This window comes from Polynucleobacter sp. (assembly GCF_044342855.1).
Classification (GTDB): Bacteria; Pseudomonadota; Gammaproteobacteria; order Burkholderiales; family Burkholderiaceae; genus Polynucleobacter.
Genome location: NZ_JBIIPA010000033.1, coordinates 1 through 18,968, shown reverse-complemented (window position 1 = coordinate 18,968; position 18,968 = coordinate 1). Strand labels below are relative to the sequence as shown.

Below are 18,968 nucleotides of genomic sequence, written 5' to 3'. Positions count from 1 at the left end.
CACCCCTATCAATGTATTTATCTATTTGTGAATTGGTTGGCCTCATTCCAATTGATAGAGCGTGAACCTATCCATTACTACGCTGCTAGACGCGACTCTAGCTTTAACGCGATGGTGTGAAGCACTGAGATCAATTATTGGGGCGGGAGATATGGGCTTGGGATATTTGTGGGGTTTTTATTCCCGTCGCCATGAGTTTTTATGCCCAATGCGCCAGTCTGCCACCTTGGGCATAAAAGAGCGTTTCTTTGATCGTGGCCGTCAAGGGTGCGCAAGCCACCCCTTTGGGGTGCCCTTGACGGAAATAGACCCCCTTCAGTACGGGGATTGCACACCAGAAAAATTGAATTTCCTCAAGAATTTTAATCTGTGAGACAATATTCATACCAATTTATTAGATTACTAATATACATATAAAACAATAGGTTATGAAATAAATGGACGATTTAATTATATCTTCAGAAGAATTCGCCCAAATTGCTAGGCTGGCAATTGGCGGTCAACAGGATGATGCGCGCCTATTTGTTGCAAAGATGGTTCGCAAGCATCGCATTGACAGTCCGGACTTTGCTAAACGACTTGAAGATCTGCTTAAAAGTCTACGTACAGCTCGCTCCAGCCAACTGCTACGAAAAGAAAGTATCACCAAGCCTCAAGCCCCTCTGCCCGTTGACGATGAGTCACGCCTATCGCTATTTAGGCGGTACGAAGATCAAGTGGAGCAGCTACACCCTTTATTGAGCGCAAATCTAGAGCAATCCTTCTCTCAGTTAATTCAAGAGCGCCAACAAGTGCAGCGCCTATCCGAACTCGGCTTACGTCCAACTAAATCAGCATTTTTTCTTGGACCGCCAGGCGTAGGAAAGACGCTAACGGCGCGGTGGCTAGCTGCCCAATTAAATGTGCCATTACTAGTTCTTGATTTAACAACAGTGATGAGCAGCCTACTGGGTAAAACTGGCGCCAATTTACGTGCAGCACTTGACTATGCAAAGAGCACGCCCTCAGTCTTACTTCTCGATGAAATTGATGCGATAGCAAAACGAAGAAGCGATGACTCTGACATTGGCGAACTCAAAAGGCTAGTCACTGTAATGCTGCAAGAAGTAGATGATTGGCCCTCCTCCGGTCTCCTATTGGCTGCCACTAATCATCCTGAACTAATTGACCCTGCACTTTGGCGCCGCTTTGATCTGGTATTGGAATTTACACTTCCAGAAACAAAGCAGATTAAACAAGCCATTGAACGCTTCGCCGGCGACGAAATGCCTTACATGGAAAGATGGCTGGAAGTACTTACCTATGGATTCCAAGGTTCTTCATTTAGCGATATTGAGCGAACATTGCAACGTTTTAGACGCGCTATGGCGCTTGGCAGATCCCGGCTTGATGAGCTGGTGGAGGACTTCGTTCGCACTTGCGTACCTAAGTTGGATAAAGATCAACGCAAGGCATTCGCTGTGATTTTGGCAGATAAGACAAAGCTGTCCCAACGCACAATTTCAGAAATCACGGGCCTAGCGAGAGATACGATTAGAAGAGCACGTCCAATTCAATAGACATCATCAGGGAGAAAAAATGGCGCAAATGAATTTTTTAATTGGACGGGGCGAGTTGCTAGCTCAAGACATTGTCATCAAAAAAGGTGGTGCTGCAAAAAAAGATTCATACACTCTCCTAGAGGCACGTCAAGCACTGGTGCCACAAATCACAGCCACCTCAGAATCACTTTCTCAGCTACCCGATCAAGCATGTCCCAATAATATGGCGGTAGCAAGGCTCACACTTCATCCAGAATATATTGCCAAATCCTATTTCCCCGTGGGATTTTTAAGAGCAAATGCGTTACGTTCCGTTGGTAGTCGCACAGTCACAATAACACCCGAAAAATGGAGTAGAAAAGGAGCTCCTCGGGCCGTTACTACTACCGAACTATTTATAGCTGGTACTAGAGATAGCTTCAAGGAATTAAATCATTGGGTGCTAAATAACCCAGACAATGAACCAGCAACCAACGAAATACTCCGAATAGAGCGATTTAATAGCTTCGAACCAGAAAATCGCTATAAAACTCTCGGCACTGACTCGCAGCGCTTCTTTGAAGTTGGTATTCATTTGCTCGTTAATGAAGAATCTAACTTTATTCAATCCGCCTTTACTGAATATGCCAATACACTCAAAATAAAAGTTCATGAGCAATTGGCGATGCAGGCAGGAAGCCTGTGGTTTGTTCCTGTAGAAGGGTCATCAATTGCCATGAAAATGCTTGCAGCATTTTCGTTCATTCGCGTGTTGCGCCCCATGCCACTATTGCGCGGCATTCGACCGGTTAGCAGAAGCTCACCCATTTCTATGGGCTGTCAATTACCAAATGAAATGCCAATTTCAAACGAGCCCCGAGTTGCTATTCTTGATGGCGGGTTACCAGAGCATCACCCTCTCACGCCGATGTGGCTTAACTCTTACAAAATCAGTGACCCTACAGCAAAAGACCAAATAGATGCTCTCGAGCACGGACTAGCCGTATCTTCAGCATTTTTATTCGGGCCACTCACACCCGGAGGTGTAGCTCCGCGACCTTATGCCCCTATTAATCATGTTCGAGTCTTGGATGATCATGCCAACACAGAAGACCCCCTTCAGCTATATAGAACTCTAGGTCACATAGAAGAAGTATTAATGTCTCGTCAGTATGATTTTATAAATTTAAGTCTTGGGCCAGACTTACCAATAGAGGATGAGGATGTTCACTCATGGACCTCGGTCATCGATGATTTGCTTTGCGATGGCGACACTTTCATGACGGTGGCTGCAGGCAACAACGGCGAAGGCGATCACCTACTAAAATACAACCGGATACAGGTGCCCTCGGACTGTGTCAACGCGGTAGCTGTTGGTAGCGCGAGCGATATTGGTGCCACATGGAATAGAGCCAGATATAGCGCAATTGGACCAGGTCGAAGACCGGGAGTTATCAAGCCAGACGTCCTGGCTTTTGGCGGGGATGCCGCAACTCGCTATTTTCATGCACTATACCCAGGAAAAGAAGCTACCCTAACCCCGCTTCAAGGCACAAGCTTTGCGGCCCCACTTTTATTACGTAATGCAGTCGGCATACGCGCTGTATTAGGTCAAGATCTAACCCCTTTAGCCATTAAAGCGCTGCTTGTACATAGCGCAAAACAAAATGGCAATGACAAAAATGAGGTTGGCTGGGGCAAAGTACCAGAATCTCTTAATGAAATCATTACGTCACCTCCTGGTGTGGCTCGCATTGTTTATCAAGGGGAGCTAAAACCAGGAAAATATCTCCGAGCCTCTATTCCCATCCCTAAATCAGGGCTAACTGGACGCGTAAAACTCAAGGCAACTTTTTGCTACGCATCACCGGTGGATCCCCAGGAAGCCTCTTGCTATACCCAGGCCGGATTAGAAGTTACCTTCAGACCAAACCTATCAAAATTCAGTAATGACAAGACTACTGGAAAGGCTAAAGCACAGCCCGATACCTCCTCTTTTTTTGAAACAAGTAGCTATGCAACCGAAGAAGAGAGACGAGCTGATTGGGGGAAGTGGGAAACCACGCTTCATGCGGAACAAGGCTTTCTTGGAGCTACACTCAACGCACCAGTGTTTGATATTCACTACAACGCTCGTGAATCAGGCGCTCCAACAGTAGGCGCAGGGAAAATTAAGTATGCCCTTGTAATTACTGTCGAAGCCTCAAAGCACCAAGATCTCTACAACGAAATATTGCAAAGCTACGCATCAATACTCATCCCAATACAGCCAAAAGTTACCATTCCAATTAATGTCTGAATAAGGCGCCTTTGACTTTTATGCCCAATGTGTCAGTGCGCCACCTTGGGCATAAATGAGCGTTTCTTTGGTCGTGGCCGTCAAGGGTGCGCAAGCCACCCCTTTGGGGTGCCCTTGACGGAATATTATTCGGGTGTAATTGGGTGCAGAAATGGGTAAATAGTGCTTTTAATACCTCTAGAACAGTGATTTACCGCCCATTAATAGGGACTTTAATAGCTTAACTCTTTATTAAAGAATCCTTTAATATACATATTTACATTAAAGAGTTCTTTAATATGAACCGAGTTAGCGGCACTTACGTTGTTACAACCACTCTTAGCGAATCCGTTAAGGCATTTGTTCCTGCGCCTCTGCCACCCACAGATCCTGCACTCTCACCTGCCTGCTATGTAGAGCAAAACCAAGCGGCTGAGCTCGCATTGGCTCGCCTATCTGGTGTAACAGGTTTAGTGCCATCGATTGATTGGTTGCTTTATGGCGCAATCCGTAAAGAGGCTTTACTCACCTCCCAGATTGAAGGCACTCAAGCAACTCTCACCGACTTATTTGATGATGAAGCCGGCTTAGATATTAAGAATGCTGATGACATTGAAGAAGTCACCAACTACATGCAAGCCTTTCGGTTTGTTAGGGAAAACTTGCGTGATGAGGCTGGTCTGCCGATTAGCGTTCGTCTTTTATGTGGCGCCCATCAATTACTTCTCAATGGCGTAAGAGGCACTGGCAAGCAACCAGGTGAACTTCGTAAATCCCAAAACTGGATTGGTGGCACAAGACCTGGTAACGCAGTGTTTGTTCCGCCACCGGCAGATGAAGTGCCTAGGCTTCTAGCTAATCTTGAGCAATTTATTCATAAGGAAGATGATGGCCTACCGCGCCTGGTTAATATCGCCCTTGTTCACGCTCAGTTTGAAACCATTCACCCATTTTTAGATGGTAATGGTCGTATTGGCCGCTTGTTAATTGCGGCACTGATGGAATACTTTGGCTTACTGCCAGAGCCCCTGATGTATTTGAGCTCTTACTTAAAAGAGCATCAAATGGAGTACTACCGTTTACTTGGCACCATCAGAACGGAGGGTGATTGGGGGTCCTGGGTCAGCTTCTTTTTAGAAGGCGTTACTGAGGCCGCTACGTCAGCCGAAAGAGGAATTATTGAAGTGGCGTCTAGAGTGTCAGCTGATAGGCGTCTATTGCTTGCATCTCAAAATGCAAGCCCTGCAAGCTTGCGCCTCTTTGAATTACTGCCAATGATGCCGCGCTTTACGATTGATCGGATCAAGGCGGAGCTAAAGACTACCTTTCCTACTGCGAACGCCGCCGCTAGAACTCTAGAAGGACTTGGAATCGTTACTGAGGTGACCGGTCAATCTCGCAACCGCAGTTTTAGTTATCAACCTTACATTGATTTGATTTCAAAATAAGGTTGATATCAAGTTTGATGTTTAGTTAAATTCCCATATTGCCTAGGTGCTGAGCTATCCGATCCATTGGTTGCTCAGAACTAGCTACTGGCGCACCCAATGTTGCTGTTCGCGCCCGTATGGGCTGAGGCTGAGCCTTAGGTTGATAAGTCTCAGCCTTTGAAAATGAGGTTGATGGACATCAAGTTCCCGTAAAACATTTTGGAGTGGTTCTGACGATGCCGGATTGGTACGCATTAGCAGATCGACTAAACAAGAGTGGCATCAAATTCATCATGGAGCCGCAAATACGGTTTAAAGGCAAAGTTGGTGAACAGGCTACGATGTTCTTCTTAGATCCTGCTGGCAATGCTTTGGAGTTCAAAGCATTTGAAGATCCAAGTCAGCTATTTGCCAAATAATTTTTGATTACTTGCGTTGTTTACTTAGCGCTCAATCGCCAGAGTGAGGTAGTTTCTGCAGCCCTAGCAAAGTAAAGCAGATCGGCCTCATCACCTGATTTTGGATGTTTTGGCTTGGTATCAATATGTCCTAGAACAACTAAACCAGCGCTCTCAATCCAAGAGAGCAGCTCTTGCCGAGTTCTTAACTCCAGATGCTCAGCCAAATCAGACAGAATTAACCAGGCCTCACCCTCAGGCGATAAATGATCTTTTAATCCAGCCAAAAATCCCTTGAGCATTTGACTGTCTGGATCGTAAACCGCATGCTCTAACGTAGAGCTAGGTCTTGCAGGAACCCAAGGTGGATTACACACAATCAAAGAAGCTTTTCCTGGTGGGAATAAATTGGCTTTCACAATTTCAATTTTTGAGCCCAGATTTAACAGTGCTATATTTTCTTTAGCGCAAGCGAGCGCTCGATCATCTTGGTCAGTGGCAACAATTTTCTGCACATCCCGCATCGCCAAAATAATAGAGAGCACTCCAGTGCCAACACCAACATCAAAGGCCGTGGATTCAGCTTCTAAAGCTTTGGGCAATGGAGCGTTACAAACTAGCTCAATATACTCGCCACGAACAGGTGAGAAAACACCGTAATGGGGGTGCACAAATACTGGCTCACCATTTTCATCGGCCAGAATAGGTAATCCATTCTTGCGCCACTCATGAGCACTAACTACACCCAAGAGCTCACGCAAAGAAACCACGTAAGACTGACTGACAGCGCCATAGGCTTCTGCACATGCCTGTGAAATATTTGGTGCACGGCGTAATGAAATCGTATGGCCTGGGTTGCATTGGATTAACAACATACCCAGTATTCGGGCTCGTTGAGACTGAATTAACCGATGCTGATTGAAAATATCTTTTGCTGATTTCTTGGGCATGCCGCCATCTGACTTATCCACCCTCTTGCCCGCACGCTTAGATTTTTTCGAAGGCTTATCTATACGCCGAATCAGAGCCTGTAATAGCTGGCGGGCATTCTGGAAATCACCTTTCCAAAGGATCGCAGTCCCTTCGCAGGCCAAATGATAAGCATCATCAGCCGTCAAAGTGTCATCAGCAGTGACCACTTTTTTATGGACTGCAATACCATTTTCAGAGTGCCAAACTGCAGAGCAAGCTTGACCGCCCTCCTCCCAGAAAATGGAAATATCTTGCATCATGACTTACTCAGGAGGATGCTCCTCTGGGTTGACATCTAAAGCAATTAAGAATCGAGAGACCATGTTGTAGGCCGCCACCACAGTCACCAACTCCACTGTGTCCGTATTTCCTAAGGTGGCTTGCAAACGCTTCATCAAGGCACTATCCACTTGGATATTGCGCGTCATCTGAAAAGTCAACTCTGCAGCATCATTCTCAACATCTGAGAAAAGAGCCTTTGGAAAATTAGCTTGGCCAATTAAGCGCAATGCCTGAACCTGCTCTTCGGTACCGCCAGCCTTGATAAAGGGCGGAGCATGATGAAAGAACTCATATTCCGCGCCATTGAGAACTGCGACCCCACACATCGCGAGTTCACGCAACTTTGGATCCAAAGAAAGGTTATTGCGGATCTCACCTACAAAATGATTCCACCCCTCAGCAATGGGGGTGCTATGCAAGAGCATGCGGTCTAAATTAATAAACTGACCACCACGCCTCTTGCGAATAGCCGCCACTAGCTCAGCAGGATCAGCCAAATCCATCGGCTGGTAAGGAATTAAACGTTCACTCATATTTAATCCTTATTGCGTTTCTTTGATATTGTTTTCAATGACAAACTTGCCCCAGACTGCAATTTGCTTGCCGATAAAGTCGCGCAGCGTCTCTGGATTACCGGCAACAATTTCAATGCCTTGTGATTTCAATTTGGATGCGACCGCTGGAGTCTTCAGTGCTTTTGTTACAGCCTGGTTCATGGCATTCACGATTGCAGGCGGAGTTTTTCCAGGAGCTAATACAGCCCACCATGCTGGCGCATTAAAACCAGGGAAGCCACTTTCGGAAATGGTTGGCACATTCGGCAACTCGGGAGATCTTTTAGCAGTAGTGATTACCAGAGGAATTACGCCGCCACTATCAATGTGTGGCTTAACCAAGAACTCGGAGCCAATAGCCAACTGCACTTGACCGCCAAGAACATCTTGCATTAAAGGGCCGCCGCCGCGATAAGGAATGTGATTCCAATCAAAGCCAGCTTGTTTGTCCAAACGTGCCATTGCTAAATGTCCCAAGCTACCGATACCAATAGAACCATAGCTAAATTGCTTGCCAGCCTTGGATTGATCAACTAATTGCTTAAAGCTAGTGATTCCAGAATTCTTGCTCGCAACCAGAACTATTGGTGAGGTGCCAATTAAGGTGACAGGCGCGATATCTTTAATCGTGTCGTAGGGAAGCTTGTCTTTGAGGCTTGGATTTACTCCATGGGTATCAAATACCACCGCAAAGGTATAACCATCTGGATCCGATCTTGTTAATGCCGCAGTTCCAATGACGCCAGATGCCCCGCCTATGTTTTCGACAATGACGTTTTGCTTTAATTCAGCCTGCAGTGCTGGGGCTAAGGTTCTCGCTACCTGGTCCACAGAGCCACCTGGCGGGAAAACAGCAATCAGGCGAATGGGCTTTTGGGTGGGCCAAGTACCCACTCCAGCGATTTGAGCGCTAGCAATAGAAGCGCCAAACATCAGAAATACGCTCAATAAGAGCACTTTTTTAGTTATTTTCAAGAAAATCGGCATCACATCATCCCTCTCGATTAAGACTGCAAGATTACCACCCATCTCAGCGGCTTGTTCGATAATAGATGCCGGAGCCAGATGAGATTAACCATGAAACCAATTTTGAACATAGCCGCCTACTTATTTGTCAGCCTAGACAATTTGACGGAGCTACGCGCGAAGATATTGGATGACTGCAATGCTCGCCATCTAAAAGGAACCATTCTCTTGACCGCCGAAGGCATCAACATGTTCTTGGCAGGAGAGGAAGCTGAATTACGCGGCTTTCTAGCTTGGCTTCGTCAAGATTCTCGCTTTGCACCCCTTCAGGCAAAAGATAGCTGGTCTGAAACACAGCCATTCAAAAAAATGCTGGTCAAAATTAAAAATGAAATCATTCGCATGAATCATCCGGCGATTCGTCCGGAAGAGGGTCGCGCGAATTTCATTACGCCAAAAAAATTACAAGAGTGGCTTGACCGAGGTACCGATGACTTAGGGCGCCCTGTCGTCATGGTGGATACACGCAATGCCTTCGAAGTCGAATATGGCACTTTCGAGAATGCACTGCATTTCAATATTGAGAAATTTACAGAATTTCCCGCAGCAATCACTGCGCATAAAGATGAGCTAGCTGATAAAACGCTAGTGAGTTTTTGTACTGGCGGGATCCGCTGTGAAAAGTCCGGCCTCTATATGCGTGAAATTGGCATGCAACATAGCTATCAACTTGAAGGTGGCATCCTCAAATACTTTGAAGAAGTAGGCTCCGCACACTACACCGGGAGCTGTTTTGTATTTGATGAACGGGAAGCGCTGGAGCCCAACCTAGACTCCATCCCACTAGAGCGCTCTATCCGAAAAAAACAAACTGCCTAAATAGCAAAGGTCTTAACCCGATTTACCCACCAAAGTCATATGCTCAACAAAAGGTGGTTTTACAAAAAATGGGCCAACAATTGCACGCCATTCAGCAAAGGCGTCGGAACCCCTGAAGTCCACCGTATGATTCTCAAGACTATCCCAGTAAATCAATAGCAGGTAACGCGCTGGGTTTTCAATGCTGTGATTAACCTTAAATCCTCGAAACCCTTTAGCCTTGGCAATGACGGTATTAGCGCCACGCAAAATAGCCTCTTCAAACTCAGCGGCCTTACTAGGGTCAATTTCTAAATCGCAGTGCTCCAAAATCATGGCATTTCCTTTGTCAAAATTACTTTAAGATCGATAGTAAACTCAAGCAGAATAACAAATCAGCAAAGAGAGCCATGGCCAATTTACCCAACATTGTCGTCCTAGGGGATTACGAGCGCGCCCTGCGTCGCTTCTCTAATTGGAATCGGATAGAGCAAAGCTCAAATCTCACCATTCACCATGAGCCATTGCGCGATGAGGCCTTATATGAGGCCGTCAAGGACGCCGATGTTATTGCGATTGTGCGCGATCGATCCCCTTTTAATGAGGCAATGGTTGCGAGGCTACCAAAACTCAAATTACTAATGTTCACCGGCAAACGCAATGGCACTCTAGATAGCGCCGCCCTCCGCTCGCGAAATATTCCGATCGCTTGCACGCCAGGAGGCCCGTCTAAAGAAACTACCACTGAGCTAACCTGGGCCTTAATCTTGGGAGCATCCAAACAGCTGGTTGGCCAAAACAATCTGGTGACTTCTGGTGGTTGGCGTAATGAGCTCTCGGTCCTGCCGATGCTTGCGGGTGAGCGCCTCGGCATTATTGGTCTGGGTGCTATCGGCAGCTCTGTTGCTCGCGTTGGCAAAGCATTCGGAATGGAGCTTGTCACTTGGAGCCCCAATATGACTCCAGAGCGCGCTGCAGTTGAAAACGCAAAATCCGTTAGCCTCGAAGAATTACTCAGTACATCCAAAGTAGTCACCATGCACTTAGTAGCTGGCCCAGGAACTAAAGGCCTTATTAGCGCTGACCAACTAGCCTTAATGCGTCCAGACTCGATTTTGGTAAATACATCGCGATCTGCATTAATCAATATGCCTGACTTATGCGCTGCCCTTAAAAAGGGTCGTCCTGGCCAAGCTGCAGTAGATGTATTTGATATTGAACCTTTGCCATCCAATGATCCGCTACGCAATACCCCGAATCTACTGGCAACTCCGCACCTTGGTTTTATTGCAGAACCTATTTTTGAAACTTTCTCAAAAGGCATTACGCAAACGCTAGAGGCTTGGCTTGACCAAAAGTCGGTGCCGTATCCTTTTGAACCTTAATCCCGTGAAGACACTCACGCCATCACAATTATTTATCAGCTTCAGCAAAATCGGTATGTCTGGTTTTGGTGGAGTGTTGCCATGGGCACGTCGCACTCTGGTTGAACGCGACAAGGTATTAAGCTCGGAAGAATTTAGTGCCATTCTAGGTATCTGCCAAATTGTTCCGGGCCCGAATATTGTGAATCTTGCGGTGTGTATTGGCTCTCGCTTTGCCGGTGCCAGAGGCGCATTGGCAGCCGTCCTTGGTTTAACCCTGGGGCCCATCTGCATTGTGATGCTGTTAGCTGTTCTCTATACACATTACAGCTACATGGAGTCGATACAAGGCGTGCTGCGAGGAATTTCTGCGGTTGGGGTTGGCTTAATCGCCTCCACTGGCATCAAAATGTTACGCGACGAGTTACGCTTTCCAGCAATGCTGCTAGTTGTACTGGTTACAGTAATCGCAGCCAGCTATTACCAGCTAGGACTTGGTTGGGTAGTACTCATAGCATCACCACTTGCCTGGTTCTTGGCGCAAAAGAAGGCTCGCAATCTATGAGCATGTTGCTAAGCCTATTTTTAAAACTCTCCGCCTTTTCTTTGATTGCCTTTGGCGGCGTAAATGCCTTGCTTCCAAGCTTGCTGAAATTATCGGTTTATCAAGAGCATTGGATAGATCTTCAAACTTTTGCCGATTATTTTGCGATTGCGCAAGCTGCACCAGGGCCGAACTTTATGACGGTCACCTTAATTGGCTGGCATGTTTATGGTGTTTTAGGGGCGCTAATAGCCACTGTTGCAATTTCCTGGCCGTCGTCTATTCTGGTCTATCACTTACAGCGCCTGATACTAGGCATGAAAGATGCCCATAAAAAGAAGTCAATTCAATATGCAGCTGCAGCTCTAGCTATTGGCCTAGTGCTATCTTCAGCATGGCAGATTGCTTTACAAATCAATCACAGCTACGCAGCCTATGCACTGACACTATTGACTATTGGAATTACTGTTTTTACTCGTTGGCATCCTTTGTATTTAATTGGACTTGGTGCCGCCTTAGGAGCATTGGGACTTATATGAAATTCATGCAATTTTTACAGACGACTGTTTTGTGCTCAGCAGTTTTTTTGATTGGATCCGCACACGCACAAGCAAACTATCCCAGCAAACCGATCAATTTGATCGTGCCCTATGGCGCTGGTGGTAGCGCTGATTCTCGCAGTAGACAGCTAGCTCAGAAAATGAGTTTGATTTTGAAGCAACCGATTGTGGTTGATAACAAACCCGGCGCCGGCGGAAATATCGGCACTGAATTTATTGCAAGGTCAGCGCCAGATGGCTACACCATTGGCATGGGGAACTTCGCACCCATGGCGGTGAATAAAACCTTGTTTGGTAACCTTCGCTACGACCCCGAAACTGATATCAGCCCAATCATCTTGATTGAAAAAGGGCCTTTAGTGTTGGTAGTTCACCCAAACTCACCCTATAAAACCATTCAGGATATTGTTACGGCAGCAAAAGCAAAGCCAGGCACTCTCTTTTTTTCTTCGGGAGGAATTGGCGGCAGTCATCAATTATCTGCGGAACTATTTATGCAGAATGCCGGCATCAAAATGATTCATGCTCCTTACAAGAGTGGGTCTGCCGGCTTAACGGACCTCATGGGTGGCAACGTAGACATGATGTTTGATCAAATGTATTCGGCGGTACCCAGCATCAAAGCGGATAAATTACGCCCTATCGCCATCACAAGCAAAAAGAGATCCCCGCTCCTACCAAATGTTCCTAGCTTTGCCGAAGTTGGCTACCCCAAGGTTGAGGTACTGAATTGGCAGGGTTTTATTGCTCCCGCTAAAACTCCCAAGCCAATTATTGACAAACTGAATGCCGCAGCTAACGAAGCTTTGAAAGACCCACAACTACGTGAGTTAATGCTCTCTCAAGGAAATGAAATTGGCGGCGGAAGCCCTGCTGATTTCGCAGCGCTGATTAAGTCTGAGGCTGCGAAATGGAGTGCTGTAGTCAAAGCAGGCAATATCAAGCCCGAGTAAGTTTGACTGAAAATCTTACTTCAGCGCTTGATAAGTCAGGATGCCTAAAAAGGTAAGGCATAGTGAACCGACTAAATGCAAGAGCGCAGTACCCAGCGCCCAAGTCACTTCGCCACGCTGCATAAATCCCACAACCTCAGCAGAAAAGCTCGAGAAAGTTGTAAGGCCGCCCAAGAAACCGGTAATTACGAACAGCTTCCATTCAGGGGAGAGGTTTGGGTTATTGCCAAAAAAGGCAACCGCAATGCCAATTAAATAGCCCCCAACCATGTTGGCAATAAAAGTTCCCAAAGGAAGCATAGAAGCGACACCCACTGTCGCAAGATTAAAACCTGCCCTCAGTAATGCACCAAGACCGGCGCCGCAGAAGATTGCAAGGATAGATGGCCACATAAGAATATTTATTGAAATGTAAAAGTAAGCATACCAATGGAACCCATTTCTATTCCATCAACTTGCATCTTAGGCTCCTCACCCTGCTCTTGCTGAGCGAGCACATACAATGCTGGCCAATAGTGCTCGGGGGTTGGAATAGATAAATGAGCAGCATCACCAAATTGCTCCCAATGAATCAGAGTCTCATGGTGATTTGCCTTCATTTCTGAAACAAAGAAATCGTTGAACTCTTTAGCCCACGGATAAGGGGTCGCGCCCCCCCCCTCCCAATGGATAGTGCGCAAGCTATGCACCACATTGCCGCTTGCCAGAATCAAAATATTCTCGTCACGCAATGGACGTAATTTTTTAGCTAGCTCGTAATGCTCGCCTGCAGACAGAGAGCCGTCTAGACTCAACTGAACCACGGGAACATCGGCATCTGGATATAGGTATTTGAGAACAGACCAAGCGCCGTGATCAATACCCCACTCATTCTCTTCAAGCACGACAGGAACGCCTAGCAATTCTTTTACGCGATCGGCAAGCGCAGGACTTCCTGGCGCTGGATACTGAATATCAAACAAAGCCTGCGGAAATCCGCCAAAGTCATGAATCGTTTTGGGTTTGGGCATTGCGGTAACCCATACTCCGCGAGTTACCCAATGAGCCGAGATGACTAAGATCGCATCTGGGCGTTTGAGTGATTTACCAAGACTGGCCCAAGCGGCTGTATAGCGATTGGGCTAGATGGCGTACATCGGACTGCCATGGCCAGCAAATACTGCAGGTTGGCGATGGCTAGTCATTAATGCAGATTAACCGAATACGTAACCAGTATGAGCTGCAACCAATGCAAACAAAATAGCCAAGCTAGTAGCGGCTGCCAACATCACGATCAAAGTAATGATCTTCTTGTTGATTTCGTCTTTCGTTTCTTTATGCCATTCGTTCATGCTAAATCCTCATTAAACACATTAATTAGTAGTGTAATTATCCACTATCGGCCGCGGCCAGCCTTACGCATCATGGCTTTTCCGCCTCCAAAGCCTGCCTGAGGCCTACCGCCAGGACCAGATGGGCCTTTGGGGGCTGGTGGACGGGCTACCGGCTTCGCTGCTACTGGCTTGGCTGGGGTTTTTGATTCAGGTTTTTTATCGTCAGTCACTTTTTGCTCCTATGGATATCATATTGCCATGATTACTGACTATTCTATCCAAGCTGTCGCAATTAATGCGATTCCCTTGATTTTTGCCATCACCATCCATGAGGCTGCCCATGGCTACGCAGCACGGCAATTTGGTGACAATACGGCCTATATATTGGGTAGAGTCAGCCTGAACCCCATTAAACATATAGATCCCGTGGGGACAATCCTCATCCCCCTGCTATTGATTTTGTCGGGATCCCCCTTTTTGGTTGGCTATGCCAAACCTGTACCAGTGAACTTTGGGCGCCTACGTAACCCTCGAATTGACTCAATTTGGGTGGCCTTAGCTGGTCCTGGGTCCAATTTCATTCAGGCTTTAATTTGGCTAATCCTACTCATTGGATTTGTTGGGCTTGGCATAAACGAAAAGTTTCTCATCTCCATGTCACAGGCTGGCATTACCTGGAACCTAGGATTACTGGTTTTCAACCTATTTCCACTGCCACCTCTTGATGGCGGCCGGATTCTTGCGGGACTTTTGCCGGTGCGCCAATCTATTGCCTTGGGTAAGTTAGAGCCCTGGGGCTTTTTTATCGTGCTTGGTTTGGTATTTACAGGCATTATTGGCAGCCTTTGGATGACCCCTTTAATGGCCTTTTTTGAGTGGTTAATTCTCTTACTGACCGGCCCGTTAAGAATGATTTTCTAGATAGATTTCGATAGGCAAAAATCAGTATTCGGGAGTATGCTGAATCGACATAGTCTCACCCACACCTGAATTGAAATTATTGGAGCCTCTTATGAAACTCAAATACCTTGTTTTAGCCGCCCTTGCACCAACGCTGCTAGTTAGTGGAATTGCCTATGCGCAATTTAAGAAACCCGAAGATGCAATCAAGTACCGTCAAAGCGCGTTTACTGTGATGGCAAATTCTTTTGGAAAAATTGGTGCCGTTGTTAAAGGCGAAGCACCATTTAATAAAGATGAAGTCGCAAAGAATGCTGCTGTAGTTGCAACCCTCTCTGGTCTCCCATGGCAAGTTTTCGGACCGGGCACTGAAGGTGGCAACGCGCTACCAGAGGTTTGGTCGGACAACGCTAAATTTAAAGCTGCTTCAGAAAAGATGCAGCTTGCTGTTGCAAATCTGAATACTGCTGCGCAGTCAGGCGATCAAGAAGCAATTAAAAAGGCATTTGGTGCGGCTGGCGCTACCTGCAAAGGTTGCCATGACGACTTCAAGAAAAAGTAATTAGTTCGTTATCAAGTAACCCAGAATCACCGCAATCAGGCTGAGCAGCAATAACGCCAAGCCACGTTGCCAGGCTCCATCCTTGGAGGCTTGACCCAAGTTAGCAGGTAGATACTTTGCCTCCTCGCTTGGGTCGATTTCTTTATCGCCCAGCAACATTGGCTTGATTAAATTTTCACCCTTGAATTTTTGGTAATACAAGATTGCGCAAAGGTGAACGGCAATCAAAATAATCAGAACCTTTTCATTCTGATGATGAATAGAAGTTAAAAGCGTAACCGTTTCATTGGAAACATGTTTTGCTAACGGCCCCTCAAAAGCGATATCGTCATTTGCGAAAAGACCAGTCATCGCCTGAAGGCCAATCGAAAAGAGTAAAGCTAGAACAGATAGCGCGCCCAAGGGATTATGACCAAGACTCGCCTTAGCTTTGCCAGATAAATAATTCAGAAGGCCTTTTGGGCTTGGTACGAAATTGATAAAACGGGCATGGTGCGAGCCAATCAAGCCCCAGCAGATTCTAAAAACAATCAAAGCTAAAACACAGTAGCCAACTCGCGCATGAAACTCCATCGCATTGCCGCCAATCTTGACGGTCACGAAACTCAGAACAATCCCAATAACCAAACACCAATGAAATAGGCGGATCGGCAAGTCCCAAACACGAATGATTTTTTTCATAACTTAAGAATAAATCACCGCATGGGATTGCTCCCGATTTATTTAATCTCTGGCAGATCCTTCTGAATGATCTTCAAGCCTTCACGTAAAGCTTCTTGATAACGCTCTCGCTCTGCTTTCATCGTCTCTGCTGTCCAAGAATAGAAACCTTCACCGGTTTTCATTCCCAACTTACCACTAGCGATACGATCGCTCAAACATTTTGCAATGTCTGGGGAGTTATTCAGAGTGGGATAAATCGTTGCACCACCGGCACCATGCACATCTAAACCAGCATGGTCCCTCTGCATTGCAGGTCCAGCAGCGATGTAGCGGAAACCAAAACCAAAACGTACGGCCTTATCAATATCTTCTAGGCTAGCGATACCGGCATCAACCATGGCAAAGGCTTCACGTGATAAAGCGTGTTGCAAGCGATTTGCTAAGAAGCCAGGTAAATCTTTTTTAACAGTAACTGGCACCATACCGCAGGCCGTCATCAATCGAGAAAGGCTTTCGCCAACCATGGGAGAAGTTTTTTGTCCGTAAACTACTTCTACACACGGAACTAAGTGGGCAGGCATGAAGAAATGCAAGCCAATCATTCGCGCCGCTGTTTTCAACCCTTTTGAAATATCACCAATCGGAAAGCTCGTACTGTTACTTGCTAAAACTGCTTCCGGTTTTGCGTATTGCTCCAGCTTGGCAAACAACTCTTGCTTGATATCCAAACGCTCGGGTACGCACTCAATGACTAAATCCACCTCAGACCAATCTATCTCCTCTAGTGAGCCGGCAGTAGAGAGCAAATGTAGGCGATGCTCATAACCAAGATCAATCATGGTGTTAGCAAAATAATCTGGTAATAGTGCACGGCGCTCGGTCGTGGGTTCCAGGACCTGTACGGCACAACCCCCCTCGTGCGCAAACGGCTGCCACATCAGCACCCATAGTGCCGCCACCAACGATGACGACCTTAGTTTCGGATGGGGTAAACAACATCTTCATTTCTCCTTCGGGGGCAAGATAAGGATTACAAATCCTCTTACAATGTTTTCATTATTCCAATAAAAAAGTAAGTGAGACATGATCCCAGTCAATTCGGTACTGCAGGTCGGACAATTTCCAGAAATAATGCAATTGGGGATTGATAAGCGACTAAGCACAACTAGGCTACTCGATCCTCAGAGCAAACTTCCCGAGGGCAACTTCACCGCCATCCTTACCCGGTCAAACACCCAAATCCCACAAGAGTTGCTGGAGAAAATACCAGGTATACAAATGGTCGCAACTTGTGGCGTGGGCTATGACAACCTTCCCTTGGACTATCTCAAGGCACATGGAATTAAAGCCAGCAATACCCCAGGCGTTCTAAATGATGCCGTCTGTGAGCTGGCCATCGGTATGCTGTTTGGCCTATTACGTCGCATTCCTGAGGCCCAGAACTTTGCTAAAAGCACTGCTTGGTCGAAGGCGCCCTTCACTATCACCACAACCCTTGCAGGGAAAAGCGTTGGGATTGCAGGCATGGGTCGTATTGGGCAAGATCTAGCAAAACGCTTAGAGCCATTTAAGGTCAAACTAGTCTACACCGGCCCCACCCCCAAAGAACTCCCTTACGAGTATTTCAGCGATATCAAGTCCTTAGCAAAGGCATCTGACATTCTTATTCTTGCATGTCCGGCTAGTCCAGAAACGGACAAAATGATTAATGCAGATGTCTTGGAAGCTTTGGGACCGAGAGGCTATCTCATTAATATTGCACGAGGCAGCGTAGTGGATGAGGCTGCACTTTTAGTTGCACTGCAGCAAAAAATCATTGCCGGTGCAGCGCTCGACGTATTTGAAAATGAGCCAAATCCAAACGCTGACTTCTTAAATATTGATAATGTCTTACTAACACCGCATATTGGAAGCGCCACCTCTGAAACGCGACAATTAATGACGAACCTAGCAATAGATAATTTAGAAGCTTTCTATAATAAAAAACCACTTCTGACTGAAGTAAAAAATTAAAACGGAGTAAGTAATGACCATTTCCCTACACCCCTCCACACTACCTGCGGTGCTTTCACCCGTATTGACTCCATTTAAAGAAGACGGTAGTCCAGATGTAAAAAAAATTACTGAAGCAATGTCAATGGCTCGAAGCTAATGGTGTTGGTCAGGCAATCTTCGGCACAAACTCAGAGGCTAATTCCATGTCTGCCCCACAAAAAATGGGCGCATTGACAGCGCTCATTGAGGGCGGCTTAAATCCTGGGCATATGATGCCTGGTACGGGCGCTACGTCGATTGATGCCACAGTGAATATGACACGTCACGCAATTCAACATCGGTGCGCGGGCGTCTTAATGTTGCCACCTTTTTATTACAAAGACGTCACTGACGATGGTCTCTTTGCCTACTTCTCAGAAGTGATTCAAAAAGTGGGTGATGCTGCATTACAAATTTATATCTACAATATTCCACCCGTTACCAAAATTAACCTCAGCCTTTCTTTGTTAGAGCGCTTAACTAAGGAATATCCAAAAACCGTTGTAGGTATGAAAGATAGTTCTGGTGATTGGGCCTATACAGAGTCAGTCATTAAACTTTTGACCTTCCCCTCGTTTTTCACCTGCAATCAGCGTGAGTCGTCATGCTACCAGCATCTCCTTTCTTCTTGCTAGCCAGTTCTGTAAATATTGCTTAGGAGATTGATAGCCAAGACTGGAGTGGCGACGCTTACGGTTGTAACGCACTTCAATATAGTCAAAGCAAGTAGTCTTCATTAATTCATGGGTAGCAAAGCGATTGCCGTAGATGGCTTCATTCTTAAAGCTACCGAACCAGCTTTCTGCAGGGGCGTTAT

Annotated in this window: 23 protein-coding genes and 3 pseudogenes; 14 read left to right on the top strand and 12 right to left on the bottom strand. The window is 46.4% G+C overall.

Features of this window, described 5'->3' with window-relative positions:
* Positions 1-199 precede the first annotated feature (199 nt).
* On the bottom strand, positions 200-385 hold the full coding sequence (locus tag ACIQZ3_RS09585; RefSeq protein WP_397392582.1) for a hypothetical protein: 186 nt from the start codon (positions 383-385) through the stop codon (positions 200-202).
* 52 nt (positions 386-437) lie between these two features.
* Here ACIQZ3_RS09585 and ACIQZ3_RS09580 point away from each other — a divergent pair, with 52 nt between their 5' ends.
* From ACIQZ3_RS09580 to ACIQZ3_RS09565, 4 genes and pseudogenes are all read left to right on the top strand, one after another.
* Positions 438-1,559, top strand: coding sequence for an AAA family ATPase (locus ACIQZ3_RS09580; protein ID WP_397392580.1), 1,122 nt, complete (start codon positions 438-440; stop codon positions 1,557-1,559).
* A 19-nt stretch (positions 1,560-1,578) separates the two neighbouring features.
* On the top strand, positions 1,579-3,819 hold the full coding sequence (locus ACIQZ3_RS09575; RefSeq protein WP_397392578.1) for a S8 family peptidase: 2,241 nt from the start codon (positions 1,579-1,581) through the stop codon (positions 3,817-3,819).
* Between the two features lie 278 nt (positions 3,820-4,097).
* Positions 4,098-5,246 (top strand): Fic family protein, encoded by a 1,149-nt coding sequence (locus ACIQZ3_RS09570; protein ID WP_397392576.1) that lies wholly within the window; start codon positions 4,098-4,100, stop codon positions 5,244-5,246.
* A gap of 164 nt (positions 5,247-5,410) precedes the next feature.
* A pseudogene (locus ACIQZ3_RS09565) lies at positions 5,411-5,647 on the top strand (VOC family protein); the annotation flags it as partial.
* A gap of 20 nt (positions 5,648-5,667) precedes the next feature.
* On the opposite strand, the gene ACIQZ3_RS09560 reads toward ACIQZ3_RS09565, so the two are convergent.
* From ACIQZ3_RS09560 to ACIQZ3_RS09550, 3 genes are read right to left on the bottom strand one after another with little or no spacing between them, the layout of a single operon-like run.
* Positions 5,668-6,855, bottom strand: a complete 1,188-nt coding sequence (locus tag ACIQZ3_RS09560; protein WP_397392584.1) for a methyltransferase — start codon at positions 6,853-6,855, stop codon at positions 5,668-5,670.
* A gap of 6 nt (positions 6,856-6,861) precedes the next feature.
* Positions 6,862-7,413: a carboxymuconolactone decarboxylase family protein gene (locus ACIQZ3_RS09555; RefSeq protein WP_397392574.1), complete on the bottom strand. Its 552-nt coding sequence runs from the start codon at positions 7,411-7,413 to the stop codon at positions 6,862-6,864.
* A 9-nt stretch (positions 7,414-7,422) separates the two neighbouring features.
* Positions 7,423-8,463, bottom strand: a complete 1,041-nt coding sequence (locus tag ACIQZ3_RS09550; protein ID WP_397392572.1) for a tripartite tricarboxylate transporter substrate binding protein — start codon at positions 8,461-8,463, stop codon at positions 7,423-7,425.
* Between the two features lie 48 nt (positions 8,464-8,511).
* Between ACIQZ3_RS09550 and ACIQZ3_RS09545 the strand changes: the two genes are divergently transcribed.
* Complete coding sequence (locus ACIQZ3_RS09545; RefSeq protein WP_397392570.1) at positions 8,512-9,279, top strand: sulfurtransferase; 768 nt, start codon at positions 8,512-8,514, stop codon at positions 9,277-9,279.
* 12 nt (positions 9,280-9,291) lie between these two features.
* On the opposite strand, the gene ACIQZ3_RS09540 is transcribed toward ACIQZ3_RS09545, so the two are convergent.
* Entirely contained in the window at positions 9,292-9,594 is a 303-nt protein-coding gene (locus tag ACIQZ3_RS09540) for an antibiotic biosynthesis monooxygenase family protein (protein WP_397392568.1), read from the bottom strand.
* A gap of 74 nt (positions 9,595-9,668) precedes the next feature.
* On the opposite strand from ACIQZ3_RS09540, the gene ACIQZ3_RS09535 reads away from it, so the two are divergent.
* The 4 genes from ACIQZ3_RS09535 to ACIQZ3_RS09520 are packed head-to-tail and all read left to right on the top strand — an operon-like array spanning position 9,669 to position 12,679.
* Complete coding sequence (locus ACIQZ3_RS09535; RefSeq protein WP_397392566.1) at positions 9,669-10,643, top strand: D-2-hydroxyacid dehydrogenase family protein; 975 nt, start codon at positions 9,669-9,671, stop codon at positions 10,641-10,643.
* 4 nt (positions 10,644-10,647) lie between these two features.
* Positions 10,648-11,187, top strand: a complete 540-nt coding sequence (locus ACIQZ3_RS09530) for a chromate transporter (protein WP_397392564.1) — start codon at positions 10,648-10,650, stop codon at positions 11,185-11,187.
* Positions 11,188-11,189: 2 nt separating this feature from the next.
* Positions 11,190-11,705 carry a chromate transporter gene (locus tag ACIQZ3_RS09525; protein ID WP_397392562.1) on the top strand — a complete coding sequence of 172 codons (516 nt, stop codon included), beginning with the start codon at positions 11,190-11,192 and terminating at the stop codon, positions 11,703-11,705.
* Positions 11,702-12,679, top strand: a complete 978-nt coding sequence (locus tag ACIQZ3_RS09520) for a Bug family tripartite tricarboxylate transporter substrate binding protein (protein WP_397392560.1) — start codon at positions 11,702-11,704, stop codon at positions 12,677-12,679. Before ACIQZ3_RS09525 ends, ACIQZ3_RS09520 begins: the two co-directional genes overlap by 4 nt.
* 15 nt (positions 12,680-12,694) lie before the next feature.
* On the opposite strand, the gene crcB is transcribed toward ACIQZ3_RS09520, so the two are convergent.
* From crcB to ACIQZ3_RS09500, 4 genes and pseudogenes are all read right to left on the bottom strand, one after another.
* Positions 12,695-13,072, bottom strand: a complete 378-nt coding sequence (crcB, locus tag ACIQZ3_RS09515) for a fluoride efflux transporter CrcB (protein ID WP_397392558.1) — start codon at positions 13,070-13,072, stop codon at positions 12,695-12,697.
* A gap of 8 nt (positions 13,073-13,080) precedes the next feature.
* Positions 13,081-13,785 (bottom strand): annotated as a pseudogene (gene ygiD, locus ACIQZ3_RS09510) (4,5-DOPA dioxygenase extradiol); the annotation flags it as partial.
* 87 nt (positions 13,786-13,872) lie between these two features.
* Positions 13,873-14,010, bottom strand: a complete 138-nt coding sequence (locus ACIQZ3_RS09505; RefSeq protein ID WP_173960827.1) for a hypothetical protein — start codon at positions 14,008-14,010, stop codon at positions 13,873-13,875.
* Positions 14,011-14,054: 44 nt separating this feature from the next.
* The gene (locus ACIQZ3_RS09500; RefSeq protein WP_015421675.1) at positions 14,055-14,222 is read right to left on the bottom strand and encodes a hypothetical protein; all 168 of its coding nucleotides are present in this window, start codon (positions 14,220-14,222) and stop codon (positions 14,055-14,057) included.
* 28 nt (positions 14,223-14,250) lie between these two features.
* Between ACIQZ3_RS09500 and ACIQZ3_RS09495 the strand changes: the two genes are divergently transcribed.
* Positions 14,251-14,913, top strand: coding sequence for a site-2 protease family protein (locus ACIQZ3_RS09495; protein WP_397392556.1), 663 nt, complete (start codon positions 14,251-14,253; stop codon positions 14,911-14,913).
* A 91-nt stretch (positions 14,914-15,004) separates the two neighbouring features.
* Entirely contained in the window at positions 15,005-15,454 is a 450-nt protein-coding gene (locus tag ACIQZ3_RS09490) for a c-type cytochrome (RefSeq protein ID WP_397392554.1), read from the top strand.
* On the opposite strand, the gene ACIQZ3_RS09485 is transcribed toward ACIQZ3_RS09490, so the two are convergent.
* Both ACIQZ3_RS09485 and ACIQZ3_RS09480 read right to left on the bottom strand, forming a co-directional pair.
* The gene (locus ACIQZ3_RS09485) at positions 15,455-16,135 is read right to left on the bottom strand and encodes a cytochrome b/b6 domain-containing protein (protein ID WP_397392552.1); all 681 of its coding nucleotides are present in this window, start codon (positions 16,133-16,135) and stop codon (positions 15,455-15,457) included.
* A gap of 38 nt (positions 16,136-16,173) precedes the next feature.
* A pseudogene (locus tag ACIQZ3_RS09480) lies at positions 16,174-17,116 on the bottom strand (3-hydroxyacyl-CoA dehydrogenase family protein).
* 84 nt (positions 17,117-17,200) lie between these two features.
* On the opposite strand from ACIQZ3_RS09480, the gene ACIQZ3_RS09475 reads away from it, so the two are divergent.
* The 3 genes from ACIQZ3_RS09475 to ACIQZ3_RS09465 are packed head-to-tail and all read left to right on the top strand — an operon-like array spanning position 17,201 to position 18,786.
* Complete coding sequence (locus tag ACIQZ3_RS09475) at positions 17,201-18,130, top strand: 2-hydroxyacid dehydrogenase (protein WP_397392550.1); 930 nt, start codon at positions 17,201-17,203, stop codon at positions 18,128-18,130.
* A gap of 13 nt (positions 18,131-18,143) precedes the next feature.
* Positions 18,144-18,269 (top strand): hypothetical protein, encoded by a 126-nt coding sequence (locus tag ACIQZ3_RS09470; RefSeq protein WP_397392548.1) that lies wholly within the window; start codon positions 18,144-18,146, stop codon positions 18,267-18,269.
* Positions 18,270-18,315: 46 nt separating this feature from the next.
* Entirely contained in the window at positions 18,316-18,786 is a 471-nt protein-coding gene (locus ACIQZ3_RS09465) for a dihydrodipicolinate synthase family protein (RefSeq protein ID WP_397392546.1), read from the top strand.
* On the opposite strand, the gene ACIQZ3_RS09460 is transcribed toward ACIQZ3_RS09465, so the two are convergent.
* Positions 18,754-18,968, bottom strand: a 215-nt coding sequence (locus tag ACIQZ3_RS09460; RefSeq protein ID WP_397392544.1) for an IS3 family transposase, incomplete at its 5' end; no start/stop codon positions are given. The two genes, ACIQZ3_RS09465 and ACIQZ3_RS09460, sit on opposite strands and share 33 nt — an antisense overlap.

Excerpts from the sequence above, each read along its gene's own strand:
- ACIQZ3_RS09585 (WP_397392582.1), bottom strand. The coding sequence starts at position 385 with ATGAATATTGTCTCACAGATTAAAATTCTTGAGGAAATTCAATTTTTC.
- ACIQZ3_RS09580 (WP_397392580.1), top strand. The coding sequence starts at position 438 with ATGGACGATTTAATTATATCTTCAGAAGAATTCGCCCAAATTGCTAGG.
- ACIQZ3_RS09575 (WP_397392578.1), top strand. The coding sequence starts at position 1,579 with ATGGCGCAAATGAATTTTTTAATTGGACGGGGCGAGTTGCTAGCTCAA.
- ACIQZ3_RS09570 (WP_397392576.1), top strand. The coding sequence starts at position 4,098 with ATGAACCGAGTTAGCGGCACTTACGTTGTTACAACCACTCTTAGCGAA.
- ACIQZ3_RS09560 (WP_397392584.1), bottom strand. The coding sequence starts at position 6,855 with ATGCAAGATATTTCCATTTTCTGGGAGGAGGGCGGTCAAGCTTGCTCT.
- ACIQZ3_RS09555 (WP_397392574.1), bottom strand. The coding sequence starts at position 7,413 with ATGAGTGAACGTTTAATTCCTTACCAGCCGATGGATTTGGCTGATCCT.
- ACIQZ3_RS09550 (WP_397392572.1), bottom strand. The coding sequence starts at position 8,463 with ATGGGTGGTAATCTTGCAGTCTTAATCGAGAGGGATGATGTGATGCCG.
- ACIQZ3_RS09545 (WP_397392570.1), top strand. The coding sequence starts at position 8,512 with ATGAAACCAATTTTGAACATAGCCGCCTACTTATTTGTCAGCCTAGAC.
- ACIQZ3_RS09540 (WP_397392568.1), bottom strand. The coding sequence starts at position 9,594 with ATGATTTTGGAGCACTGCGATTTAGAAATTGACCCTAGTAAGGCCGCT.
- ACIQZ3_RS09535 (WP_397392566.1), top strand. The coding sequence starts at position 9,669 with ATGGCCAATTTACCCAACATTGTCGTCCTAGGGGATTACGAGCGCGCC.
- ACIQZ3_RS09525 (WP_397392562.1), top strand. The coding sequence starts at position 11,190 with ATGTTGCTAAGCCTATTTTTAAAACTCTCCGCCTTTTCTTTGATTGCC.
- ACIQZ3_RS09520 (WP_397392560.1), top strand. The coding sequence starts at position 11,702 with ATGAAATTCATGCAATTTTTACAGACGACTGTTTTGTGCTCAGCAGTT.
- crcB (WP_397392558.1), bottom strand. The coding sequence starts at position 13,072 with ATGTGGCCATCTATCCTTGCAATCTTCTGCGGCGCCGGTCTTGGTGCA.
- ACIQZ3_RS09505 (WP_173960827.1), bottom strand. The coding sequence starts at position 14,010 with ATGAACGAATGGCATAAAGAAACGAAAGACGAAATCAACAAGAAGATC.
- ACIQZ3_RS09495 (WP_397392556.1), top strand. The coding sequence starts at position 14,251 with ATGATTACTGACTATTCTATCCAAGCTGTCGCAATTAATGCGATTCCC.
- ACIQZ3_RS09490 (WP_397392554.1), top strand. The coding sequence starts at position 15,005 with ATGAAACTCAAATACCTTGTTTTAGCCGCCCTTGCACCAACGCTGCTA.
- ACIQZ3_RS09485 (WP_397392552.1), bottom strand. The coding sequence starts at position 16,135 with ATGAAAAAAATCATTCGTGTTTGGGACTTGCCGATCCGCCTATTTCAT.
- ACIQZ3_RS09475 (WP_397392550.1), top strand. The coding sequence starts at position 17,201 with ATGATCCCAGTCAATTCGGTACTGCAGGTCGGACAATTTCCAGAAATA.
- ACIQZ3_RS09470 (WP_397392548.1), top strand. The coding sequence starts at position 18,144 with ATGACCATTTCCCTACACCCCTCCACACTACCTGCGGTGCTTTCACCC.
- ACIQZ3_RS09465 (WP_397392546.1), top strand. The coding sequence starts at position 18,316 with ATGTCTGCCCCACAAAAAATGGGCGCATTGACAGCGCTCATTGAGGGC.